General features: G+C 64.6%; 12 protein-coding genes and 1 riboswitch. Of the genes, 7 read left to right on the top strand and 5 right to left on the bottom strand.

What is annotated here, in order from left to right; translation table 11 throughout:
- Positions 1-95: 95 nt before the first annotated feature.
- From rarD to JMN22_RS19600, 3 genes are all read right to left on the bottom strand, one after another.
- Positions 96-980, bottom strand: coding sequence for an EamA family transporter RarD (gene rarD, locus JMN22_RS19610; RefSeq protein WP_198797430.1), 885 nt, complete (start codon positions 978-980; stop codon positions 96-98).
- 201 nt (positions 981-1,181) lie between these two features.
- Positions 1,182-2,195, bottom strand: coding sequence for an aldo/keto reductase (locus JMN22_RS19605; RefSeq protein WP_030141249.1), 1,014 nt, complete (start codon positions 2,193-2,195; stop codon positions 1,182-1,184).
- Between the two features lie 194 nt (positions 2,196-2,389).
- Complete coding sequence (locus tag JMN22_RS19600) at positions 2,390-3,700, bottom strand: MFS transporter (RefSeq protein ID WP_030141250.1); 1,311 nt, start codon at positions 3,698-3,700, stop codon at positions 2,390-2,392.
- A 194-nt stretch (positions 3,701-3,894) separates the two neighbouring features.
- On the opposite strand from JMN22_RS19600, the gene JMN22_RS19595 reads away from it, so the two are divergent.
- The 7 genes from JMN22_RS19595 (at position 3,895) to JMN22_RS19565 (ending at position 15,363) form a co-directional block, all read left to right on the top strand.
- Positions 3,895-5,019, top strand: a complete 1,125-nt coding sequence (locus JMN22_RS19595; protein ID WP_030141251.1) for a sugar diacid recognition domain-containing protein — start codon at positions 3,895-3,897, stop codon at positions 5,017-5,019.
- 258 nt (positions 5,020-5,277) lie between these two features.
- Positions 5,278-6,414, top strand: coding sequence for a glycerate kinase (locus JMN22_RS19590; protein ID WP_198797431.1), 1,137 nt, complete (start codon positions 5,278-5,280; stop codon positions 6,412-6,414).
- Between the two features lie 79 nt (positions 6,415-6,493).
- Positions 6,494-6,725: riboswitch (cobalamin riboswitch) on the top strand.
- Between the two features lie 99 nt (positions 6,726-6,824).
- Positions 6,825-7,889 (top strand): cobalamin biosynthesis protein CobW, encoded by a 1,065-nt coding sequence (gene cobW / locus JMN22_RS19585; RefSeq protein WP_198797432.1) that lies wholly within the window; start codon positions 6,825-6,827, stop codon positions 7,887-7,889.
- A gap of 3 nt (positions 7,890-7,892) precedes the next feature.
- Positions 7,893-11,666 carry a cobaltochelatase subunit CobN gene (gene cobN / locus JMN22_RS19580; RefSeq protein WP_198797433.1) on the top strand — a complete coding sequence of 1,258 codons (3,774 nt, stop codon included), beginning with the start codon at positions 7,893-7,895 and terminating at the stop codon, positions 11,664-11,666.
- A gap of 184 nt (positions 11,667-11,850) precedes the next feature.
- On the top strand, positions 11,851-12,858 hold the full coding sequence (locus tag JMN22_RS19575) for an ATP-binding protein (protein WP_198797434.1): 1,008 nt from the start codon (positions 11,851-11,853) through the stop codon (positions 12,856-12,858).
- Between the two features lie 101 nt (positions 12,859-12,959).
- Positions 12,960-13,517 (top strand): vWA domain-containing protein, encoded by a 558-nt coding sequence (locus JMN22_RS19570; protein WP_337248697.1) that lies wholly within the window; start codon positions 12,960-12,962, stop codon positions 13,515-13,517.
- Positions 13,518-13,716: 199 nt separating this feature from the next.
- Positions 13,717-15,363, top strand: a complete 1,647-nt coding sequence (locus JMN22_RS19565) for a phospholipase D-like domain-containing protein (protein ID WP_030141257.1) — start codon at positions 13,717-13,719, stop codon at positions 15,361-15,363.
- A 5-nt stretch (positions 15,364-15,368) separates the two neighbouring features.
- On the opposite strand, the gene preA is transcribed toward JMN22_RS19565, so the two are convergent.
- Both preA and JMN22_RS19555 read right to left on the bottom strand, forming a co-directional pair.
- Positions 15,369-16,643 (bottom strand): NAD-dependent dihydropyrimidine dehydrogenase subunit PreA, encoded by a 1,275-nt coding sequence (preA, locus tag JMN22_RS19560; RefSeq protein WP_198797435.1) that lies wholly within the window; start codon positions 16,641-16,643, stop codon positions 15,369-15,371.
- A complete protein-coding gene (locus JMN22_RS19555) occupies positions 16,643-18,010 on the bottom strand; it encodes an NAD(P)-dependent oxidoreductase (RefSeq protein WP_198797436.1) in 1,368 nt (455 codons plus the stop codon). The genes preA and JMN22_RS19555 overlap by 1 nt, the downstream gene beginning before the upstream one ends.
- Between the last annotated feature and the right edge of the window lie 73 nt (positions 18,011-18,083).

Here is an 18,083-nt window from a genome sequence, read left to right as displayed (position 1 = left end):
TTGCTCGCGATAGCGGTATATCAGCCGGCAAAGATGTTGGCTGACACTCCGCTATCGCGAGCAAGCTCGCTCCCACAGGGGGGCAGACGGTGACCTTAAGTCCTGCGCCGCTGCCTCACCAAGTGCTTGAACCCTTCGAACACCAGTACCGCCACGGCCATCCAGATGGGGATGTAGGTCAGCCATTCTTCGGCCTTGATACTTTCTCCCAGCAACAGCGCAACGCCCAGCAGCAACACGGGTTCTACATAGCTCAACAACCCGAACAGGCTGAACGGCAGCAGTCGACTGGCGACGATGTAGGACACCAGCGCCGACGCACTGATGACACCGAGAATCGGGATCAACAGCGACAGCCACGGGTATTGGTCGAAAACCCCGAAGCCCTGTTCACCGCTCTGCACGAACCAGAGCGCCAATGGCAGCATCAATGTCATGTCCAGCCAGAGCCCGCCCAGGTTGTCGGTGCGCAGGCGTTTGCGCAGGATGAAATAGATGGGATAGCCCACCACCACCAATAACGTCGCCCAGGAGAAACCACCCACCTGGTAGAGCTCGTTGAGCACGCCCAGGGTGGCGAAAAACACCGCGACCTTTTGCAAGCGGGAGAGGCGCTCGCCATAGACGATACGTCCGGTCAGGACCATCGATAACGGCAGCAGGAAATAGCCCAGCGACACGTCCAGGCTGTAGCCGTTGAGCGGCGCCCACATGAACAGCCACAACTGCGCGCCCATCAGCGCCGATGACGCCATTGCACCCAGCAGCAAGCGCGGCGTGGCGACCAGGCGTGCGACAAGATCCGAGACGAGTTTCCATTCGCGGGCGACCAACATGAACGCGGTCATGCACGGCATCGTCAGCAACATGCGCCAGCCGAAAATCTCCAGGCCGGTCAGTGGCGTGAGCAGTGAGGTGTAGTAATACATGACGGCAAACAGGGCGGATGCCGAGACCGATAGAGCGATGCCTTTGGACACTGATGCCTCTTGTTATTGGATGAGCCTGAGTCTCCGTGGCGAGGGAGCAAGCTCCCTCGCCCCGGTGGGAAAAGTGGAGGTTAAGACCTAACCGGCAAGCGACCAGGCGGATTTTCAACTGTGTTCGTTTTTTTTTGGGGTTGCGGGGGGGGGGGGGGGGGGCGGCCCCCCCCCCCCCCCCCACGGTGGTATCTGTGCAGGTTACGACGTACGCGGCACGCGTCCTGGCACGAAGTGGCCGACATCATTGAACCCCGGCGTCGAGGCATGCCCCGGCGTCACCAGCGAATCGATGAACGCTTCATCTTCCGCCGTGATCTTCACCGCCTGCGCCTTGGTGTACGAATCCCATTGCTCCTCGGTGCGCGGCCCGACGATGGCCGAGGTCACGGCATTGTTGTTCAGTACCCAGGCGATGGCGAACTCGACGATGCCTACGCCCCGGCCCTGGGTGTATTCCAGGATCTGCTGGGCAATGCGCAAGGACTCGACCCGCCATTCGGTTTCCAGGATGCGCTTGTCCTGGCGTCCGGCGCGGCTGTTGGCGTCCGGTGCGACGTCTGGCGCGTATTTGCCGCTGAGCACACCGCGAGCCAGTGGGCTGAACGGCACCACGCCAAGGCCATAATTCTGCGCCGCCGTGATTTGCTCGGTTTCCGCCTGGCGGTTGACGATGTTGTACAGCGGTTGGCTGATCACCGGGCGGTCGATGCCCAGGCTGTCGGCAATTCGGATCACCTCGGCGATGCGCCAGCCGCGGTAGTTCGACAGGCCCCAATAGCGGATCTTGCCCTGGCGGATCAAATCGCCGATCGCTGACACGGTGACGTGCAGCGGGGTGTTGTGGTCTTCGCGGTGCAGGTAATAGATGTCCAGGTAATCGGTGCCCAGACGCGTCAGGCTGGCCTCGATGCCATTGAACAGATGCTTGCGGCTCAGGCCGCTGCGGTTGGGCACACCGTCCGGCGGGCCGAAACCGACCTTGGTGGCGAGCACCCACTCGTGGCGACGACTGGCAATCGCTTCGCCGACGATTTCTTCGGAGCGACCGCCGGTGTAGACGTCCGCCGTGTCGATGAAATTGATGCCCTGGTCCCAGGCCTTGTCGATGATCCGCAGCGAATCCTCGGTGCTGGTCTGTTCGCCGAACATCATCGTGCCCAGGGTCAACGTCGAGACTTGCAACCCGGAATGGCCTAGCGTGCGGTAGCTCATGACAAGATCCTTTTATCCATGGGAAAGGCTCAATCAAATACCAGAACCGCCGCGTGGATCCAACCGTTTTCTCAAACACCCCCAATCAACTGTGGGAGCGAGCTTGCTCGTGATAGCGTCAGGTCAGCCAACATCTGTATCGACTGGTTCACCGCCATCGCGAGCAAGCTCGCTCCCACAGGGTAAGAGGTGGGTCAGGCCCGCAGGGTGCGAGTCATGCGCAACGCCAGCAGGCTGCCGCAGACGATCACGCCGGCCAGCAGGTACAACGCCGCGTCGGTCGAGCCGGTGGCGTCCTTGACCCAGCCCACCAGGTACGGGCTGAGGAAGCCGGCCATCTGCCCCATGGAGTTGATCAACGCCAAACCACCCGCCGCCGCGCCTGCGCTGAGCAGGGCGGTGGGCACCGGCCAGAACATCGGCAGGCCGGTGAGGGCGCCCATGGTGGCGATGGACAGGCCGAGGATGGCGATGGCCGGCGTAGTGGCGAAGTTCACCGCGATCAGCAACCCCACCGCGCCCATCAGCATCGGCACCACCAAGTGCCAGCGGCGCTCCTTGTGCAGGTCCGCCGAACGGCCCACCAGCAACATGAACACCGCCGCCAGCAAATAGGGGATCGCACTCAGCCAGCCGATCACGAGGTTATCGCTGAAGCCGAGGTTCTTGATGATCGACGGCAGCCAGAAGTTGATCGCGTATACGCCGCTCTGGATGCAAAAGTACACCAGGCCAAACGCCCAGATCGCCGGGTTCTTGAACACCGCCGCCAGTGAGTCGGTGCTGGTTTTCGGTTTATTGGCCTGGTCTTCGGCGTGGTCGGCGGTGAGCACGGCACGTTCATGATCGGTCAGCCAGGTGGCCTTGGCGAAGGTGTCGCTGAGCAGGAAGAACGCCAGCGCGCCGAGGATCACCGTCGGGATGCCTTGCAGCAGGAACATCCACTGCCAGCCGGCTAGGCCACCTTGCCCGGCGGCGAAGTGGTTGAGGATCCAGCCGGAAAACGGGCTGCCAAGCAGGCCGGACACCGGGATGGCCGACATGAACAGCGCCATGATGCGGCCACGGCGGAACGTCGGGAACCACTGCGAGAGGTACAGCACGACGCCAGGGAAGAACCCGGCTTCGGCCGCGCCGGTGAACAGCCGCAAGGTGTAGAACTGGGTCGGCGTAGTCACGAACAACAGGCAGGTCGACAGCGTGCCCCAGGTGATCATCATCAGCGCGATCCAGCGCCGAGGGCCGAACTTGGTCAAGGCCAGGTTGCTCGGCACGCCGCACAGGACGTAGCCGATGAAGAAAATCCCGGCGCCGAGACCGTATACGGTTTCGCTGAATTTCAACGCGTCGAGCATCTGCAACTTGGCGAAGCCAACGTTCACCCGGTCGAGGTAATTGAACAGGTAGCAGATGAAGATGAACGGGATCAAGCGCAGGGTGATGCGCTTGTAGACGGTATTTTTTTCGTCGTGGGTAGCCAGGAGGGCTGTTGCGCTCTGGGACATGGCGGGTCTCTCTTTATTATGATTTTGGCGTGCCAAGGGGTAACGTTGACCGCCCCTTGAGTCTCGGCCAGCCCAAGGTCCCGTGTCTTTGTGCCGGAGCACAGGGTTTGCAGGCCGACCCTGTGCGCCTGACCAATCACGCGGGCGCTGCACCTCAAAAACAACAATCACGCCGCTTGCAAGGAACACCGCCCATGTTCGAACTCGATCACGACCTGGCGCAGGACATCGTCGACCGGGCGATGGCGATCCTGCCCTATAACGTCAACGTCATGGACAACCAGGGCCTGATCCTCGGCAGCGGCGAGCGCGAGCGCATCAATACCCGCCACGAGGGCGCGCAACTGGTCCTGGCCAACGGCCGGGTCGTGGAAATCGACGAACACACCGCCGTGCACCTCAAGGGCGTGCAGCCGGGGATCAACCTGCCGTTGATGCTCGACCAGCGGCTGATCGGCGTGCTGGGCATCACCGGCGAACCCGCACAATTGCGCACCTACGCCGAACTGGTGCGCATGACCGCGGAAATGCTGCTCGGCCAGCGCAACCAGCAGGCCGAGCAGCAATGGCGCCGCCAGCGTTGCGATGATTTGCTGGCGTTGCTGCTGGGCGATGCTGGGGATTCGCCACGGTTGCTCGACGAGGCGCAGCAGATGGGCCTCAAGCCGCAGCTGTCACGGGTGCCGTATCTGTTTGAACTGGGCCTGGAGCATGGCCCCGGGCAAACCGTGGAATCGTTGAGCGCTTGGTTGATGTCGCGCTACCCGGACAGTTGGTGCCTGACTCCGTCCAAATCCTCATTGCTCTGGTGCCGGCCGGTCACGGCTTCGGTGGAGAACGAGCGCCTGCTGGGCAAGCTCGACGGCTTGGGCTGGAATATTCTTCGAATCGCTGTGGGTGGGCAGGCCGAAGGCTTGGCGGGCCTGCGCCGTTGCTACCGGCGGGTGGCGGATTTGCTGGCGTATGGGCGCGATGTCCTGCCGCAGTCGCGCTTGTTGATCCTCAATCGCTATCGTCTGCCGGTGATGCTCTGGCGGCATCGCAGCGACGATGCGCTGGACGAGCTGCTGACCCCGTTGCGCAAAGTCATCGCCAAGGACAGCAACGGCCAACTGCTGGCTACACTGCGAAGCTGGTGCGAACACGACGGCCAGAGCCAGGCCTGCGCCGACGCCCTGGGCATCCACCGCAACAGCCTGCGCTATCGCATGGAGCGCATCGCCGAACTCAGCGGCGTCGACCCGCTCAGGCTGGATGGGATGTTGGCGTTGTACCTGGGCGTCCAGTTGTTGCCACAGACCGTCGATACCCCCACATAACCTATGTGGGGTGCAATTGACTCATAACCCCGTGGCGAGGGAGCTTGCTCTCGCTGGGTCGCGCAGCGGCCCCAAAAAAGCGGCCGCTACGCAGCCGAGCGGGAGCAAGCTCCCTCGCCACAGATGCGCTGGCCACACGCTATGCGACCCAGCCTTTGTGAATTTGACCAATAATGCTCCAAGATTTTTGTGCGGCGGACCGGCGTCACGGTTACGGTCAGCTGGCAGCATGCTGTGCATCGGAACCGGAGAACAAAAATGAAAATAATCATCGCCCCCGACTCGTTCAAGGACAGTCTCAGCGCCCAGGGCGTGGCGGACGCCGTCGCGCAAGGGTTGGCCCAGGTCTGGCCGGATGCGCAGTTGATCAAGTGCCCAATGGCTGACGGCGGCGAGGGAACGGTGGAGGCGGTGCTTGCGGCCTGCAACGGCCAGTGGCGTGAAAACCGGGTCCGTGGCCCGCTGGGAGCCGCCGTCGAGGCCCGTTGGGGCTGGCTGCCGCAAAGCCGCACGGCAATCATCGAGATGGCCGAGGCCAGCGGCTTGCAATTGGTGCCACCGGGACAGCGCGATGCTTGTTCCAGCAGCACCTTTGGCACCGGCGAACTGATCCGCGCCGCCCTGGATGAAGGCGCTAGCCGGGTGATCCTGGCGATCGGCGGCAGCGCCACCAACGACGGCGGCGCCGGGGCGATGCAGGCCCTGGGTGTGGCGTTGCTCGACGACCAGGGCCAGACGCTGCCGCCCGGCGGCCTGGCCCTCGGCAAACTGGCGCACATCGACCTGAGCCAATTGGACCCGCGTCTGGCCGGCGTGTGTTTCGAAATCGCCGCTGACGTCGACAACCCGCTCTGCGGCCCCCATGGCGCTTCAGCCGTGTTCGGCCCGCAGAAAGGCGCCTCCGGCGAACAGGTGCAGCAACTTGACCGGGCGCTGGCGCACTTTGCCGGACACTGTGCCCAGGTGCTTGACCGTGACGTTCGCGACGAACCCGGCAGCGGCGCCGCCGGCGGCCTGGGCTTTGCCGCCAAGGCTTTCCTCAAGGCGCAGTTTCGCACCGGTGTGGAAGTCGTCGCGCAATTGACCGGCCTGGCCGATGCCATCAGCGGTGCCGACCTGGTGATCACCGGCGAAGGCCGTTTCGACGCCCAGACGCTGCGCGGCAAGACCCCGTTTGGCGTGGCCCGCATCGCCCAGCGCCACGGCGTGCCGGTGCTGGTCGTCGCCGGCACGCTGGGGGAGGGCTACGAAGCGCTCTATGAGCACGGCATCGATGCCGCGTTTGCCCTGGCGAACGGGCCGATGACGCTGCAAGAGGCCTGCACCGATGCGCCGCGCCTGCTGGCCGAGCGGGCCCGGGACATCGCGCGGCTCTGGCGGGTGGCGGCCCGCTGAATTCGCCCGCGCGGTAGTCGCCAGGACGCATCAGGCATCGCAGATTGCCTTCGGACATTGACCCGCCCGCACTCCCTGCGTAGCCTTGCGCCTTCGAGGTTCTTCGGCATGTGCCGAAGCTAAGAAGGGAACGCGGTCCAAGCCGCGGCTGCCCCCGCAACTGTGAACGGTGCTGTTTCTGCAAGGCCACTGTGCATGCCCTGTTACAACGGGCGCACGGGAAGGCGCAGCAAATTGTCAGCCCAGGCTTTGGATAAAAGCCTGCCTGGCCCGCCGTCAGCCAGGAGACCTGCCTCGACAACAGATTCTCACTACAACCGGGCGGGGTGATCCGGTGGCGAAATCTTCCGCGCACGCCCGTGCCTGCGGTTGTCGTCCCGTTTGCCCGCCACCTTGCCAAAGGGCATCCGATGAAAACACTGGCCAAACTCCCCGTCACCATCGTCACCGGTTTCCTCGGCTCGGGTAAGACCACCTTGCTGCGGCACATGCTCGACAACGCCCAGGGCCGGCGCATCGCGGTCATCGTCAATGAATTCGGCGAACTGGGCATCGACGGCGAGATCCTCAAGCAGTGCTCCATCGGTTGCACCGAAGAAGAAGCCAACGGCCGCGTCTATGAACTGGCCAACGGCTGCCTGTGCTGCACGGTGCAGGAAGAGTTCTTCCCGGTGATGCGCGAACTGGTGGCCCGTCGCGGCGACCTCGACCACATCCTCATCGAAACCTCCGGCCTGGCCTTGCCCAAGCCGCTGGTCCAGGCCTTCCAGTGGCCGGAAATCCGCAGCGCCTGCACCGTCGATGCGGTCATCACCGTGGTGGACAGTCCGGCCGTCGCCGCCGGCACCTTCGCCGCGTTCCCGGACAAGGTCGATGCCCAGCGCAAGCTGGACCCGAACCTGGACCATGAATCGCCGCTGCACGAGCTGTTCGCCGATCAACTGGCGAGCGCCGACCTGGTGATCCTCAACAAAGCCGACCTGATCAACCCCGAGGACCTGGCAAAAGTGCGCCTGGAAGTCGCCGAAGAACTGCCGCCAGCGGTCAAGGTCATCGAAGCCAGCAGCGGTCGCTTGCCGCTGGACGTGCTGATCGGCTTGGGCGCGGGCTCCGAAGAGCACATCGACAGCCGCCACAGCCATCACGACCACCACCATGACGGCGATGACGACGACCACGATCACGATGCCTTCGATTCGATTTCCATCGAGCTGCCCCAGGCTGACGAAAGCCTGCTGCTGGACGCGTTGACGCAACTGGTGGTCCAGCACGACGTGCTGCGGGTCAAGGGTTTCGCAGCCATCCCGAACAAGCCGATGCGCCTGCTGATCCAAGGCGTCGGCACGCGCTTCGACAAGCACTTCGACCGCCAGTGGGGCGCCGACGAAGCGCGGGTCACGCGGCTGGTATTGATCGGCCAGGACCTGGACGCCGGGCTGCTCGAAGCGCAGTTGCGCGCCGCCCTCAGCGCCTGAGCCATGCACCTGCTCAGGACCCAGCCCGGCGGTTTCGTGTCGGATGACAACATCGCCGACCTCGGGCAAACCCCTGCCGAGCTGGTGATCCTGTGCAGCGGCGATTCCAGCCTGGCACTGCTGGCCGAAGCGGCGCGGCAGTTGCCGGACGACTACCCGCAGTTCCGCCTCGCCAACCCGATGCAGGTGCAGAACCACGCGTCGGTGGACCTGTATTTCGAAGACGTGCTGCAACACGCCAAGGTCATCTTGCTGTCGCTGCATGGCGGCATCGGCTATTGGCGCTACGGCATCGAGCGGCTGATGGAACTGGCCGGACGCGGTGTGCAATTGATCCTGGTGCCGGGGGACGACCGCCCGGACCCGGAGCTCAGCGACTTGAGCAACGTGCCTGTCGAAGATCGCGACCGGCTCTGGCAGTTTCTCCGCCAGGGCGGATTGGAAAACGCCCTGAACCTGTTTCGGCACCTCGGCAGCCAATGGTTTGGCCGCGATTATTCGTGGGGCGAGCCCCAGCCCCTGGCGCGGACGGCGATCTATCATCCGGAAAAAAACAACGCGACCCTGAACGACTGGCAAGCTGACTGGCAGGCCGGCGAACCGGTGGCGGCGCTGTTGTTTTATCGCTCGCACCTGCAAGCCGCGAACACCGCGTTCATCGATGTGTTCTGCCTGCGCCTGCAAGCGGCGGGGCTCAATCCTTTGCCGATCGCGGTGGCGAGCCTCAAGGAACCCGCCTGTCTGGCCCAGGTGGAAGACTGGCTGGACGAGGCAGCGGCGGGGGTGATCCTCAACACCACCGGCTTCGCGCAATCCAGTCCGGAAGCACCGCACCTGCGGCCGTTTCGTCGCGATATCCCGGTCATCCAGGCGATCTGCGCCCAGGACAACGAACCCGGCTGGCGCGCCAGCGAACAAGGCCTGGGCCCGCGGGACCTGGCGATGCACATCGCCTTGCCGGAACTGGACGGACGCATCATCAGCCGGCCCATCAGCTTCAAGGACCTGGCCTGGCGCAGCGAGCGCAGCCAAAGCGATGTGGTGTGCTACCGGGCCGTGCCCGAGCGTATGGACTTCGTCGCCGGACTGGCCCGGCGCTGGACCACCCTGGCGCGCCTGCCCAACGGCGAAAAACGGGTGGCGCTGATCCTCGCCAACTACCCGACCCGGGACGGGCGCATCGGCAACGGCGTTGGCCTGGACACGCCGGCGGCGGCGCTGAATATCCTGCGGGCGATGCAGGCCGAAGGGTATCCGCTGTCCGCGGAACTGCCGGCCAGTGGTACCGCGTTGATTCAGCAATTGCTCGGCGGCGTCACTAACGACCTGGACAGCCTCGACCTTCGGCCCTGCCATCAGAGCCTGGCCCTGGACGCGTACCAGGCAATGTTCGACGCGCTGCCCGAGGCCAATCGCCAAGCGGTGCTGGCGCGTTGGGGCACGCCCGAGCAGGACCCGATGTTCCGCGACAGCCGCTTGATGGTTGCCGGCTTGCGCCTGGGCCTGACGTTCGTCGGCATCCAGCCGGCGCGGGGTTACCAGGTCGATCCGAGCGCGGTGTACCACGACCCGGACCTGGTGCCGCCCCATGGCTACCTGGCGTTCTATTTCTGGTTGCGCCACACCTATGGCGCTCACGCAGTGATCCACGTCGGCAAGCACGGCAACCTCGAATGGCTGCCGGGCAAAGGCGTCGGGCTGTCAGAGAACTGCTGGCCGGATGCGCTGCTGGGACCGCTGCCAAACATCTATCCGTTTATCGTCAACGACCCGGGCGAGGGCGCGCAGGCCAAGCGTCGCACCCAGGCGGTGATCATCGACCACTTGATGCCACCGTTGACCCGCGCCGAAACCTACGGGCCGCTGCGTAACCTGGAGTTGCTCGCCGACGAATACTACGAGGCGCAGCTGCTCGATCCGCGCCGCGCCAGGGAGCTGCAACGGGACATCCTCGCCCTGGTGCGCGAGACCCACATCGACCGCGAGTTGCAACTTGACGCCGCCCTCGACAGCGACGCCGACGCGGCGATCTGGCTGCCGCGCCTGGACACCTACCTGTGCGACTTGAAGGAATCGCAGATCCGCGACGGCTTGCACATCTTTGGCGAGTCGCCCGGCGGACGGCTGCGCATCGACACCTTGCTGGCGTTGTTGCGCATTCCCCGGGGCGACGGCAAGGGCGCCCAGTCGAGCCTGCTTCGCGCGCTGGCGAAGGCGTTCGGGCTGGGTTTCGATCCGCTCGATTGTGCCTTGGCCGAACCTTGGACCGGCGAGCGTCCCGAGGCTTTGCGCGACATCAGCGACGAGCCTTGGCGCACCGTTGGCGATAGCCGCGAGCGCCTGGAATTGTTCGCCGGACGGTTGATCACACAAGCCTTGGACGGCGAGATCGGGCAGCTCGACGCGCCGGGTTGGGAGACGGTGCACGGCATCATCGACCACCTGCGCGCCGTCGTCGCGCCGCGCCTGGACGCCTGTGGCCCGGCGGAAATACGCGGCTTGCTCGATGCCCTGGGCGGGCGTTTCGTACCGGCCGGCCCCAGTGGCGCGCCGAGTCGCGGACGCCTGGATGTGCTGCCTACCGGGCGCAACTTCTTCTCCGTCGATGTGCGCAACCTGCCCACCACCACGGCGTGGCGCATCGGTTTCCAATCGGCGAACCTGATTCTCGAGCGGCACCTGCAAGACCACGGCGATCACCTGCGCCAGCTCGGCTTGTCCGTGTGGGGCACCGCCACCATGCGCACCGGTGGCGACGACATTGCCCAGGCGATGGCGCTGATGGGCGTGCGTCCGGTGTGGGCCACGGGCAGCCAGCGTGTCGATGATTTTGAAATCCTGCCGCTGAGCCTGCTGGACCGGCCTCGGGTCGATGTGACGCTGCGGGTCTCCGGTTTTTTCCGGGACGCCTTTGCCAACCTGATCCGCTTATTCGATGCGGCGGTGCAGGCCGTCGCGGCCCTGGATGAACCCGACGACATGAACCCGCTGGCGGCCAAGGTCCGCGCCGAGCGCGAAGCCTTGTTGGAATCGGGCTTGGCCCTGGAAGATGCGGCGCGCCAGGCCGGATGGCGGATCTTCGGCGCCAAGCCCGGTGCCTATGGCGCGGGTGTGCAGGGGGCGATCGACGGTCGGCTCTGGCAGAGCCGTGAAGACCTCGCTGAGGTTTACCTCAATTGGGGCGGCTACGCCTATGGCGCGGGCGACGAGGGCACCGCGGCGAGGGCGCAATTCTCCCGGCGCCTGAGCCAAGTGCAAGCGGTGCTGCAGAACCAGGACAACCGTGAGCACGACCTGCTTGATTCCAATGATTATTACCAGTTCCAGGGTGGCATGCTCGCTGCCGTGGAAACCCTCAGTGGCCAAGCCGCCGCCAGTTACCACGGCGATCACAGCCAGCCGGACCTGCCGAAGATCCGCACGCTGAAGGAAGAACTCAACCGAGTGATTCGTTCCCGCGCGGCCAATCCGAAGTGGATCGACGGGGTCAAGCGCCACGGCTACAAAGGCGCATTCGAACTGGCGGCGACGGTGGACAATCTGTTCGCCTTCGACGCCACCACCCAGTTGATTGACGACCACCAGTACGCCTTGCTGGCCGATACCTATCTCCTCGATCCGCATACCCGGGATTTCGTCCGCCAGCACAACCCCGACGCGCTGCGGGACATGACCGAGCGAATGCTCGAAGCGCAGCAGCGCGGGATGTGGCAGGAACCGGGGGATTATCGCGAGGCGCTGGAAAACCTGCTGCTGGACATTGAAGAAGATGGCTGACTTTAGCCAAGACAGATATCTATGGTGATGGGATATCTCTGTGGCTTGGGTATTTATCCGGGCTGGGTTGCGTAGCCACCATCTCGCATGTTTTTGGGGCCGCTTCGCGACCCTGGGGGTATAAATCCCCTCGCCACGGAATATTGTGTTGCCTGAACCTCACCGGACAGCTTGAGAGAACAACATGACCGACACCCCACATTTCCCCCTCGCCGCCGTGGTCGGCGCCGATGTGCTGAAATTGGCCCTGTGCCTGGCGGCGATCGATCCGAAGATCGGCGGCGTGCTGATCGAAGGCCCGCGCGGGATGGCCAAGTCCACCCTGGCCCGGGGCCTGGCGGATTTGTTGGCCAGCGGCCAATTCGTGACCTTGCCCCTGGGCGCCACCGAAGAACGGCTGGTCGGCACCCTCGACCTGGGCGCGGCGTTGGGGGAAGGGCGCGCGCAGTTTTCCCCCGGTGTGCTAGCCAAGGCCGACGGCGGCGTGTTGTATGTCGATGAAGTGAACCTGCTGCCGGATCATCTGGTGGACCTGCTGCTCGATGTCGCCGCCAGCGGCACCAACCTGATCGAGCGCGATGGCATCTCCCATCGGCATCCGGCGCGTTTCGTGTTGATCGGCACGATGAACCCGGAAGAAGGCGAGCTGCGTCCGCAACTGCTCGACCGCTTCGGTCTCAACGTGGCCCTGGACGGCCATACCGCCCCGGCCGAGCGCGGGCAGATCATCCGTCGGCGGCTGGATTTCGACAGCGATCCGGCGGCATTTTGCGCCGAGTGGGAGCCTGCCCAGCAACGGTTGCGTGAGCGCTGCGAACAGGCCCGCGCAGGCTTGGCCCAGATCCCCTTGGATGACACGGCGCTGGGGCAGATCACCGAGCGTTGTTTTGCCGCCGGGGTCGATGGGTTGCGCGCCGACCTGGTCTGGCTGCGGGCTGCCCGTGCCCATGCCGCGTGGCGTGGCGCGCAAGCCATCGCTGCTGAAGACATCGACGCGGTTGCCGAGTTTGCCCTGCGTCATCGCCGCCGCGACCAGGCCACCCCGGCCCCCGCGCCAACCCAGGCGCCACCCTCGAACCCGAATGAACCCAGCCAACCCAGCGAAGGCCAGGGCCAATGGGGCGACCTGCCGCCTCGGGCATTGCCGACCGGCGCCCGGCGTGACGTGCCGAGCTGGCCAAAAAAGCCCTAGGCATTCGTCCCCGTTCGCCGGCGGGGGCGAATGCCAGACCCCGCGCCGGGCGACTCGACCAGGGCCGCCAGGGACGGAGCAAAGCGGCGACCGCTGGCCTGGTGGACTGGCCGGGTTCCTTGCTCAATGGGCGTCCGCGCTTGCTTGCCGACTTGCGTTTCAAATGGCGGCAGCGTTCGGCCCATGAGCTGTGGCTGGTGATCGTCGATGCGTCGGCCTCGACCCGTCGCCATCGGGCCTTGAGTGACGGCAAGGGCCTGCTCGCGCAACTGTTCGACGACGCCTACCGGCAACGCGCGCGGCTAGCGTTGTTGACCGCCAGCGGCGCCGCACCGACCTGGCAAGTGCAGGGGCTCAAGGCCTCCACCGGCCTGGGGCACTGGCTCGACGCGCTGGGCGCCGGCGGCGGCACGCCGTTGCTGGCGGCGATCGGCGAGGCGCAGCGCTGGCTGGCCGCCCGGCGCAAGCGCTTCCCGGCGGAGCGACAGCGAGTGCTGTTGATGACCGATGGCCGAGTGAAGGAAGGGCACTCCCTGCCGCCCCTCGATTGCCCCAGCCTGCTGATCGACATCGAGCGCGGCCCGATTCGCCTGGGCCGGGCGCGGCAATTGGCGGGGCAGTTGGGGGCTGAGTATCGGCATATCGATGAAGGCACTTGAAATGTGCTGTGGCTGTCTGGGCCCTATCGCGAGCAAGCTCGCTCCCACATGGGTTTCGCTGTGAGCACATAACTGCTGAGCACCCCAGCTCCCTGTGGGAGCGAGCTTGCTCGCGATGGCATCACCGCGGTTTCAATGCTCTGCCCACCCAACCCGCATCACTGCTCTATGCTCAAGCAACCCTCAAAGGAATGAACCCATGCGCGTACTCGTCACCAATCCCCAGGACGATTTCCGGGTCAAGGCCTACGCCGGCACCAACGGGGTGCTGCTCGCCATGGACCTCGCCGAACCCCGGCGCAAGGGGCTGTTGGGCTTTGCCATCGAGAAGCAGGCGGGCGACAAGCCCTGGCTGTTCCTGTTCAACAGCCTGACCTTTCCCGACAAGGCCCACACCTTTCCCCAATTCCACGCCACGCCCAGCGACAAGGCACCGTTGCAGAAATTTCGCTGGGCCGATTACGCCGTCAATCCCGGCGTGACGATCCATTACCGCGTGCACCTGGCCTACGGCAGCCCCGATGCGCCGCAACTGGGCGAAGCCCTGGAAGTGAGCGTCACCAGCGACGACGGTCAACCGGCCAGCCAGCGGGTCATGTTCAATCGCGCGGTGGCGGCCAGCCAGGCGTTCCAGCGCAAGTTTCCGGAAGTGGATGCGCTGATCAGCGCCAATAAAAAGTTGTCCATCGAGGAATGGCCCGACGCGCCACGTCGCTGGCTGGAAAACGGCTTGCTGGGGCGCTTGATCGGCTTCATCGACCGGGCCCTGGATGCCAACTGGGCGCTGGACGTGGCCATCTACGAATACGAACTACCGGTGATCGTCGCTGCGGTGAACGCCGCCCATGCACGCGGCGCGCAGGTCAGGGTGCTGTACCACGCCGAGCCGGATGACGACACGACACTGCGCAACGAAGCCAGCCTGGAAAACCTTCCGGCCGCCAACAAACGTGGGCGGGTCACCCACAATATCTTTCACGACAAGTTCATCGTCCTGAGCCGGGTCGAAGCAAACGGCACGTTGACGCCCGAGGCGGTGCTGTGCGGCAGCACCAATTTCACCGCCAATGGTGTTTATCGTCAGGCCAACGTCATCCATGTGCTGGATGATTCACGGATCAGCGACAGCTACCGCCAGGTGTTTGAGCAGATCTGGCACGCGCCCGCAGATGTCGACGCCACCCGCGATTGGTTGACCCAACACAATCCCATGAGCGCCGATGACAAACTGTTCGCCGGATTTTCGCCCCGCAACGGGCGAGGTGATCTCGATCGCTTCGTCGACATCATCAGGTCCGCGCGCAAGGACCTGCTGTTCGTCACGGCATTTGCCTTGCCGGACACGATTCTCGATGCCTTGCTCGGCCAGCCGAATGACGATGTGCTGCGCTACGGCCTGCAGAACTCTGCCAGCCGCATCACCGGTTTCCATGCCGATCGCACCGCGGAGTTCGCCGCCACCGCGTTACTCAATACCGGCCTGGAAGGTTGGCTCCGGGAAAACATGAAGGGCCAGAAGGGCAACCTGCTGGTGCACACCAAGGCGGTGGTCACCGACTTCACCAGCGATGCCCCGACCATCATCAGTGGCAGCCATAACCTGAGCGCTGCGGCCAGCAGCGGCAACGACGAAAACTACCTGATCATCCAGGGCGACACCGACCTGGCCGACCGCTACGGGCTGGAACTGCTGCGCTTCTACGAGCACTATCGGTTCCGCTACTTTGCGAAAAAACTCGCCCTCAAGCAGGTCAAGCCCTTGGCGCCGAACGACAGCTGGACCGACGACTACTACCGCGATGGCGATCTGCGGATGTTGTCCCGGCTGAGGTTCAGCGCCCGTTAAGGGATTCAAGGCGCGACGTGGTAGGGATTGCGCGGATCGTGGTTCCAATCCAGGAACGGCTTGCCGGTGTCCACTGTCACCATCTCGATGCAATCCTGCACCGGACAGGTGATCTGGCAGAGGTTGCAGCCCACGCATTCCTCTTCGATCACCTCGTAGGCATGGGTGCCGTCCGCCAGCTTGAGGCTGGCGATGGCCTGGTGCGAGGTGTCTTCACAGGCGATGTGACAGCGCCCGCAACCAATGCAGGCTTGCGGGTCGATTTTCGCGATGACCTGGTAGTTGATGTCCAGATACTTCCAATCGGTGGTGTTGCCCACCGCGCGGCCGGAGAAGGCTTGCAGGTTGGCGTGACCGTGCTCGTCCATCCAATGCGACAGGCCGTCCTTCATCTCCTCGACGATGCGAAAGCCGTGCAGCATCGCCGCCGTGCAGACCTGCACCGCGCCGCTGCCCAAGGCGATGAACTCCGCCGCGTCGCGCCAACTGCCGATGCCACCGATGCCGCAGATCGGCAGGCCCTGGGTCTGCGGGTCACGGGCGATTTCCGCGACCATGTTCAGCGCAATCGGCTTGACCGCCGAGCCGCAGTAACCGCCGTGGGTGCTCTGGCTGCCAACGATGGGCAGGGCGACCATGCGGTCCAGGTCGACGCTGGTGATGGAGTTGATGGTGTTGATCAGCGACACCGCGTCGGCACCGCCGCGATGGGCGGCCCGGGCGGCGACGCGGATATCGGTGATGTTCGGCGTGAGCTTGACGATCACCGGCAGCGAGCAATAGGTCTTGCACCAGCGCGTCACCTGCTCGACGTACTCCGGCACTTGGCCCACCGCCGCACCCATGCCCCGTTCCGGCATGCCGTGGGGACAACCGAAGTTCAGCTCGATTCCATCGGCACCGGTGGCTTCCACCAGGGGCAGGATGTTCTTCCAGGACTCCTCGACGCACGGCACCATCAGCGACACGATCAGCGCCCGGTCCGGCCAGTCCTTCTTTACCTGAGTGATTTCCCGCAGGTTGATCTCCAGCGAACGGTCGGTGATCAGCTCGATGTTATTGATGCCCAGCACTTCGCGGTTGGCACCGTAGTGAGCCGAGTAGCGCGAGGACACGTTCACCGCCGCCGGATCCTCCCCCAGGGTTTTCCAGACCACGCCACCCCAGCCCGCCTCGAAGGCACGCACGACGTTGTAGGCCTTGTCGGTGGGCGGCGCGGAGGCCAGCCAGAACGGATTGGGCGCTTTGATGCCGGCGAAGACAATCGACAGATCGGCCATTACGCAGCCTCCACATTGAGCATGAGATGAGCATTGATTGCCTCGGCGGCGAGCTTGCCGTGCTGCACGGCCTGCACGGTGAGGTCCTGGTCGAGGCTGGTGCAATCGCCGCCGGCGTAGACGCCGGGAATGCTGGTGCGCAGGTGTTCGTCCACCAGGATGCGTCCGTCCTGGCGCTTGAGTTCCCGGGCCAGCGGGTCCACCAGCGCGTCGTCGTCGAAGGCTTGGCCGATGGCTTTGAAGATGGCATCGGCGGGCAGGTCGAAGGTCTCGCTGCCGATCACCAGCCGACCGCTCTCCAGATGAGTCCGGGAGAAACGCATGCCGCGCACCACGCCGCTGTCGTCCAGCAGTACTTGCTGCGGCTGGGCCCAGGTCAGCAGGCGAACCTGATTGGCCTTGGCGATGTCCTGTTCGTGCCCGGTGGCGCCCATGTCCTCCAGGCCGCGTCGGTACACCAGGCTGACGTCGCGGGCACCGAGGCGCGCCATCTGCACGGCCATGTCGATGGCTGTGTTGCCAGCACCGAGCACGATGCAACGGTCGGCCAGTGGTAACTGGCTGAGGTCGTCAGCCTGGCGCAACTCGCGAATGTACTCGGTGGCGGCCAGCATCCCTGACGCTTGTTCGTCGCTCAGGCCCAGCTGTTTGCTGGCAGCCAGGCCGAGGCCGAGGAACACCGCGTCGAATTGCTGGTGCAGGTCGCTCAGGTTGAGGTTGTCGCCGAGCTTCTGGCCGTGACGGATCTCGATGCCGCCGATCTCCAGCAGGAAGTCCAATTCGCGTTGGGCGTAGTCGTCCACCAGTTTGTACTTGGCGATGCCGTATTCGTTGAGGCCGCCGGCCTTGTCCCGGGCTTCGAAAACCACCACGTCATGGCCGTGCATCGCGCTGCGGTGCGCGCAGGACAGCCCGGCGGGACCTGCCCCGACCACCGCGATGCGTTTGCCGCTGGCGGCCGCGCGTTTGAACGGGTGCTCGCTGAAGCGGGCATTGTCGACGGCGTAGCGTTGCAACAGGCCGATCAGCACGGGCGCGCATTCCTGGGCGTTGTTGCGCACGCAGGCTTGCTGGCACAGCACCTCGGTGGGGCAGACCCGGGCGCAACTGCCGCCGAGGATGTTCGCCGAGAGAATTCGCTGGGCCGCACCCTGGACGTTGTCCTGATGAATGTTGCGAATGAACGATGGAATATCGATCTCGCTAGGGCAAGCGTTCACGCAAGGCGCGTCGTAGCAATACAGGCAGCGGGACGCCTCCAGGTGGGCCTGGCGCGCATTGAGGGGCGGCGCCAGGTCACTGAAGCGGGCGGCGAGGGTGGTCGGGTCTTCCTGGGAATGGGGGAGATGGCTCAAGGGCTGGATCATGGAATCGGGCCTCACGGTGTTTGAGGTGCTGCCTCTGGTGGGCAGTGGTTTTTTCGTTGCCTGGGCTGACGCC

The organism is Pseudomonas sp. HB05, assembly GCF_016756915.1.
In the GTDB taxonomy this organism is placed as follows: Bacteria; Pseudomonadota; Gammaproteobacteria; order Pseudomonadales; family Pseudomonadaceae; genus Aquipseudomonas; species Aquipseudomonas alvandae.
This window is presented reverse-complemented; position numbering and strand designations above follow the sequence as displayed.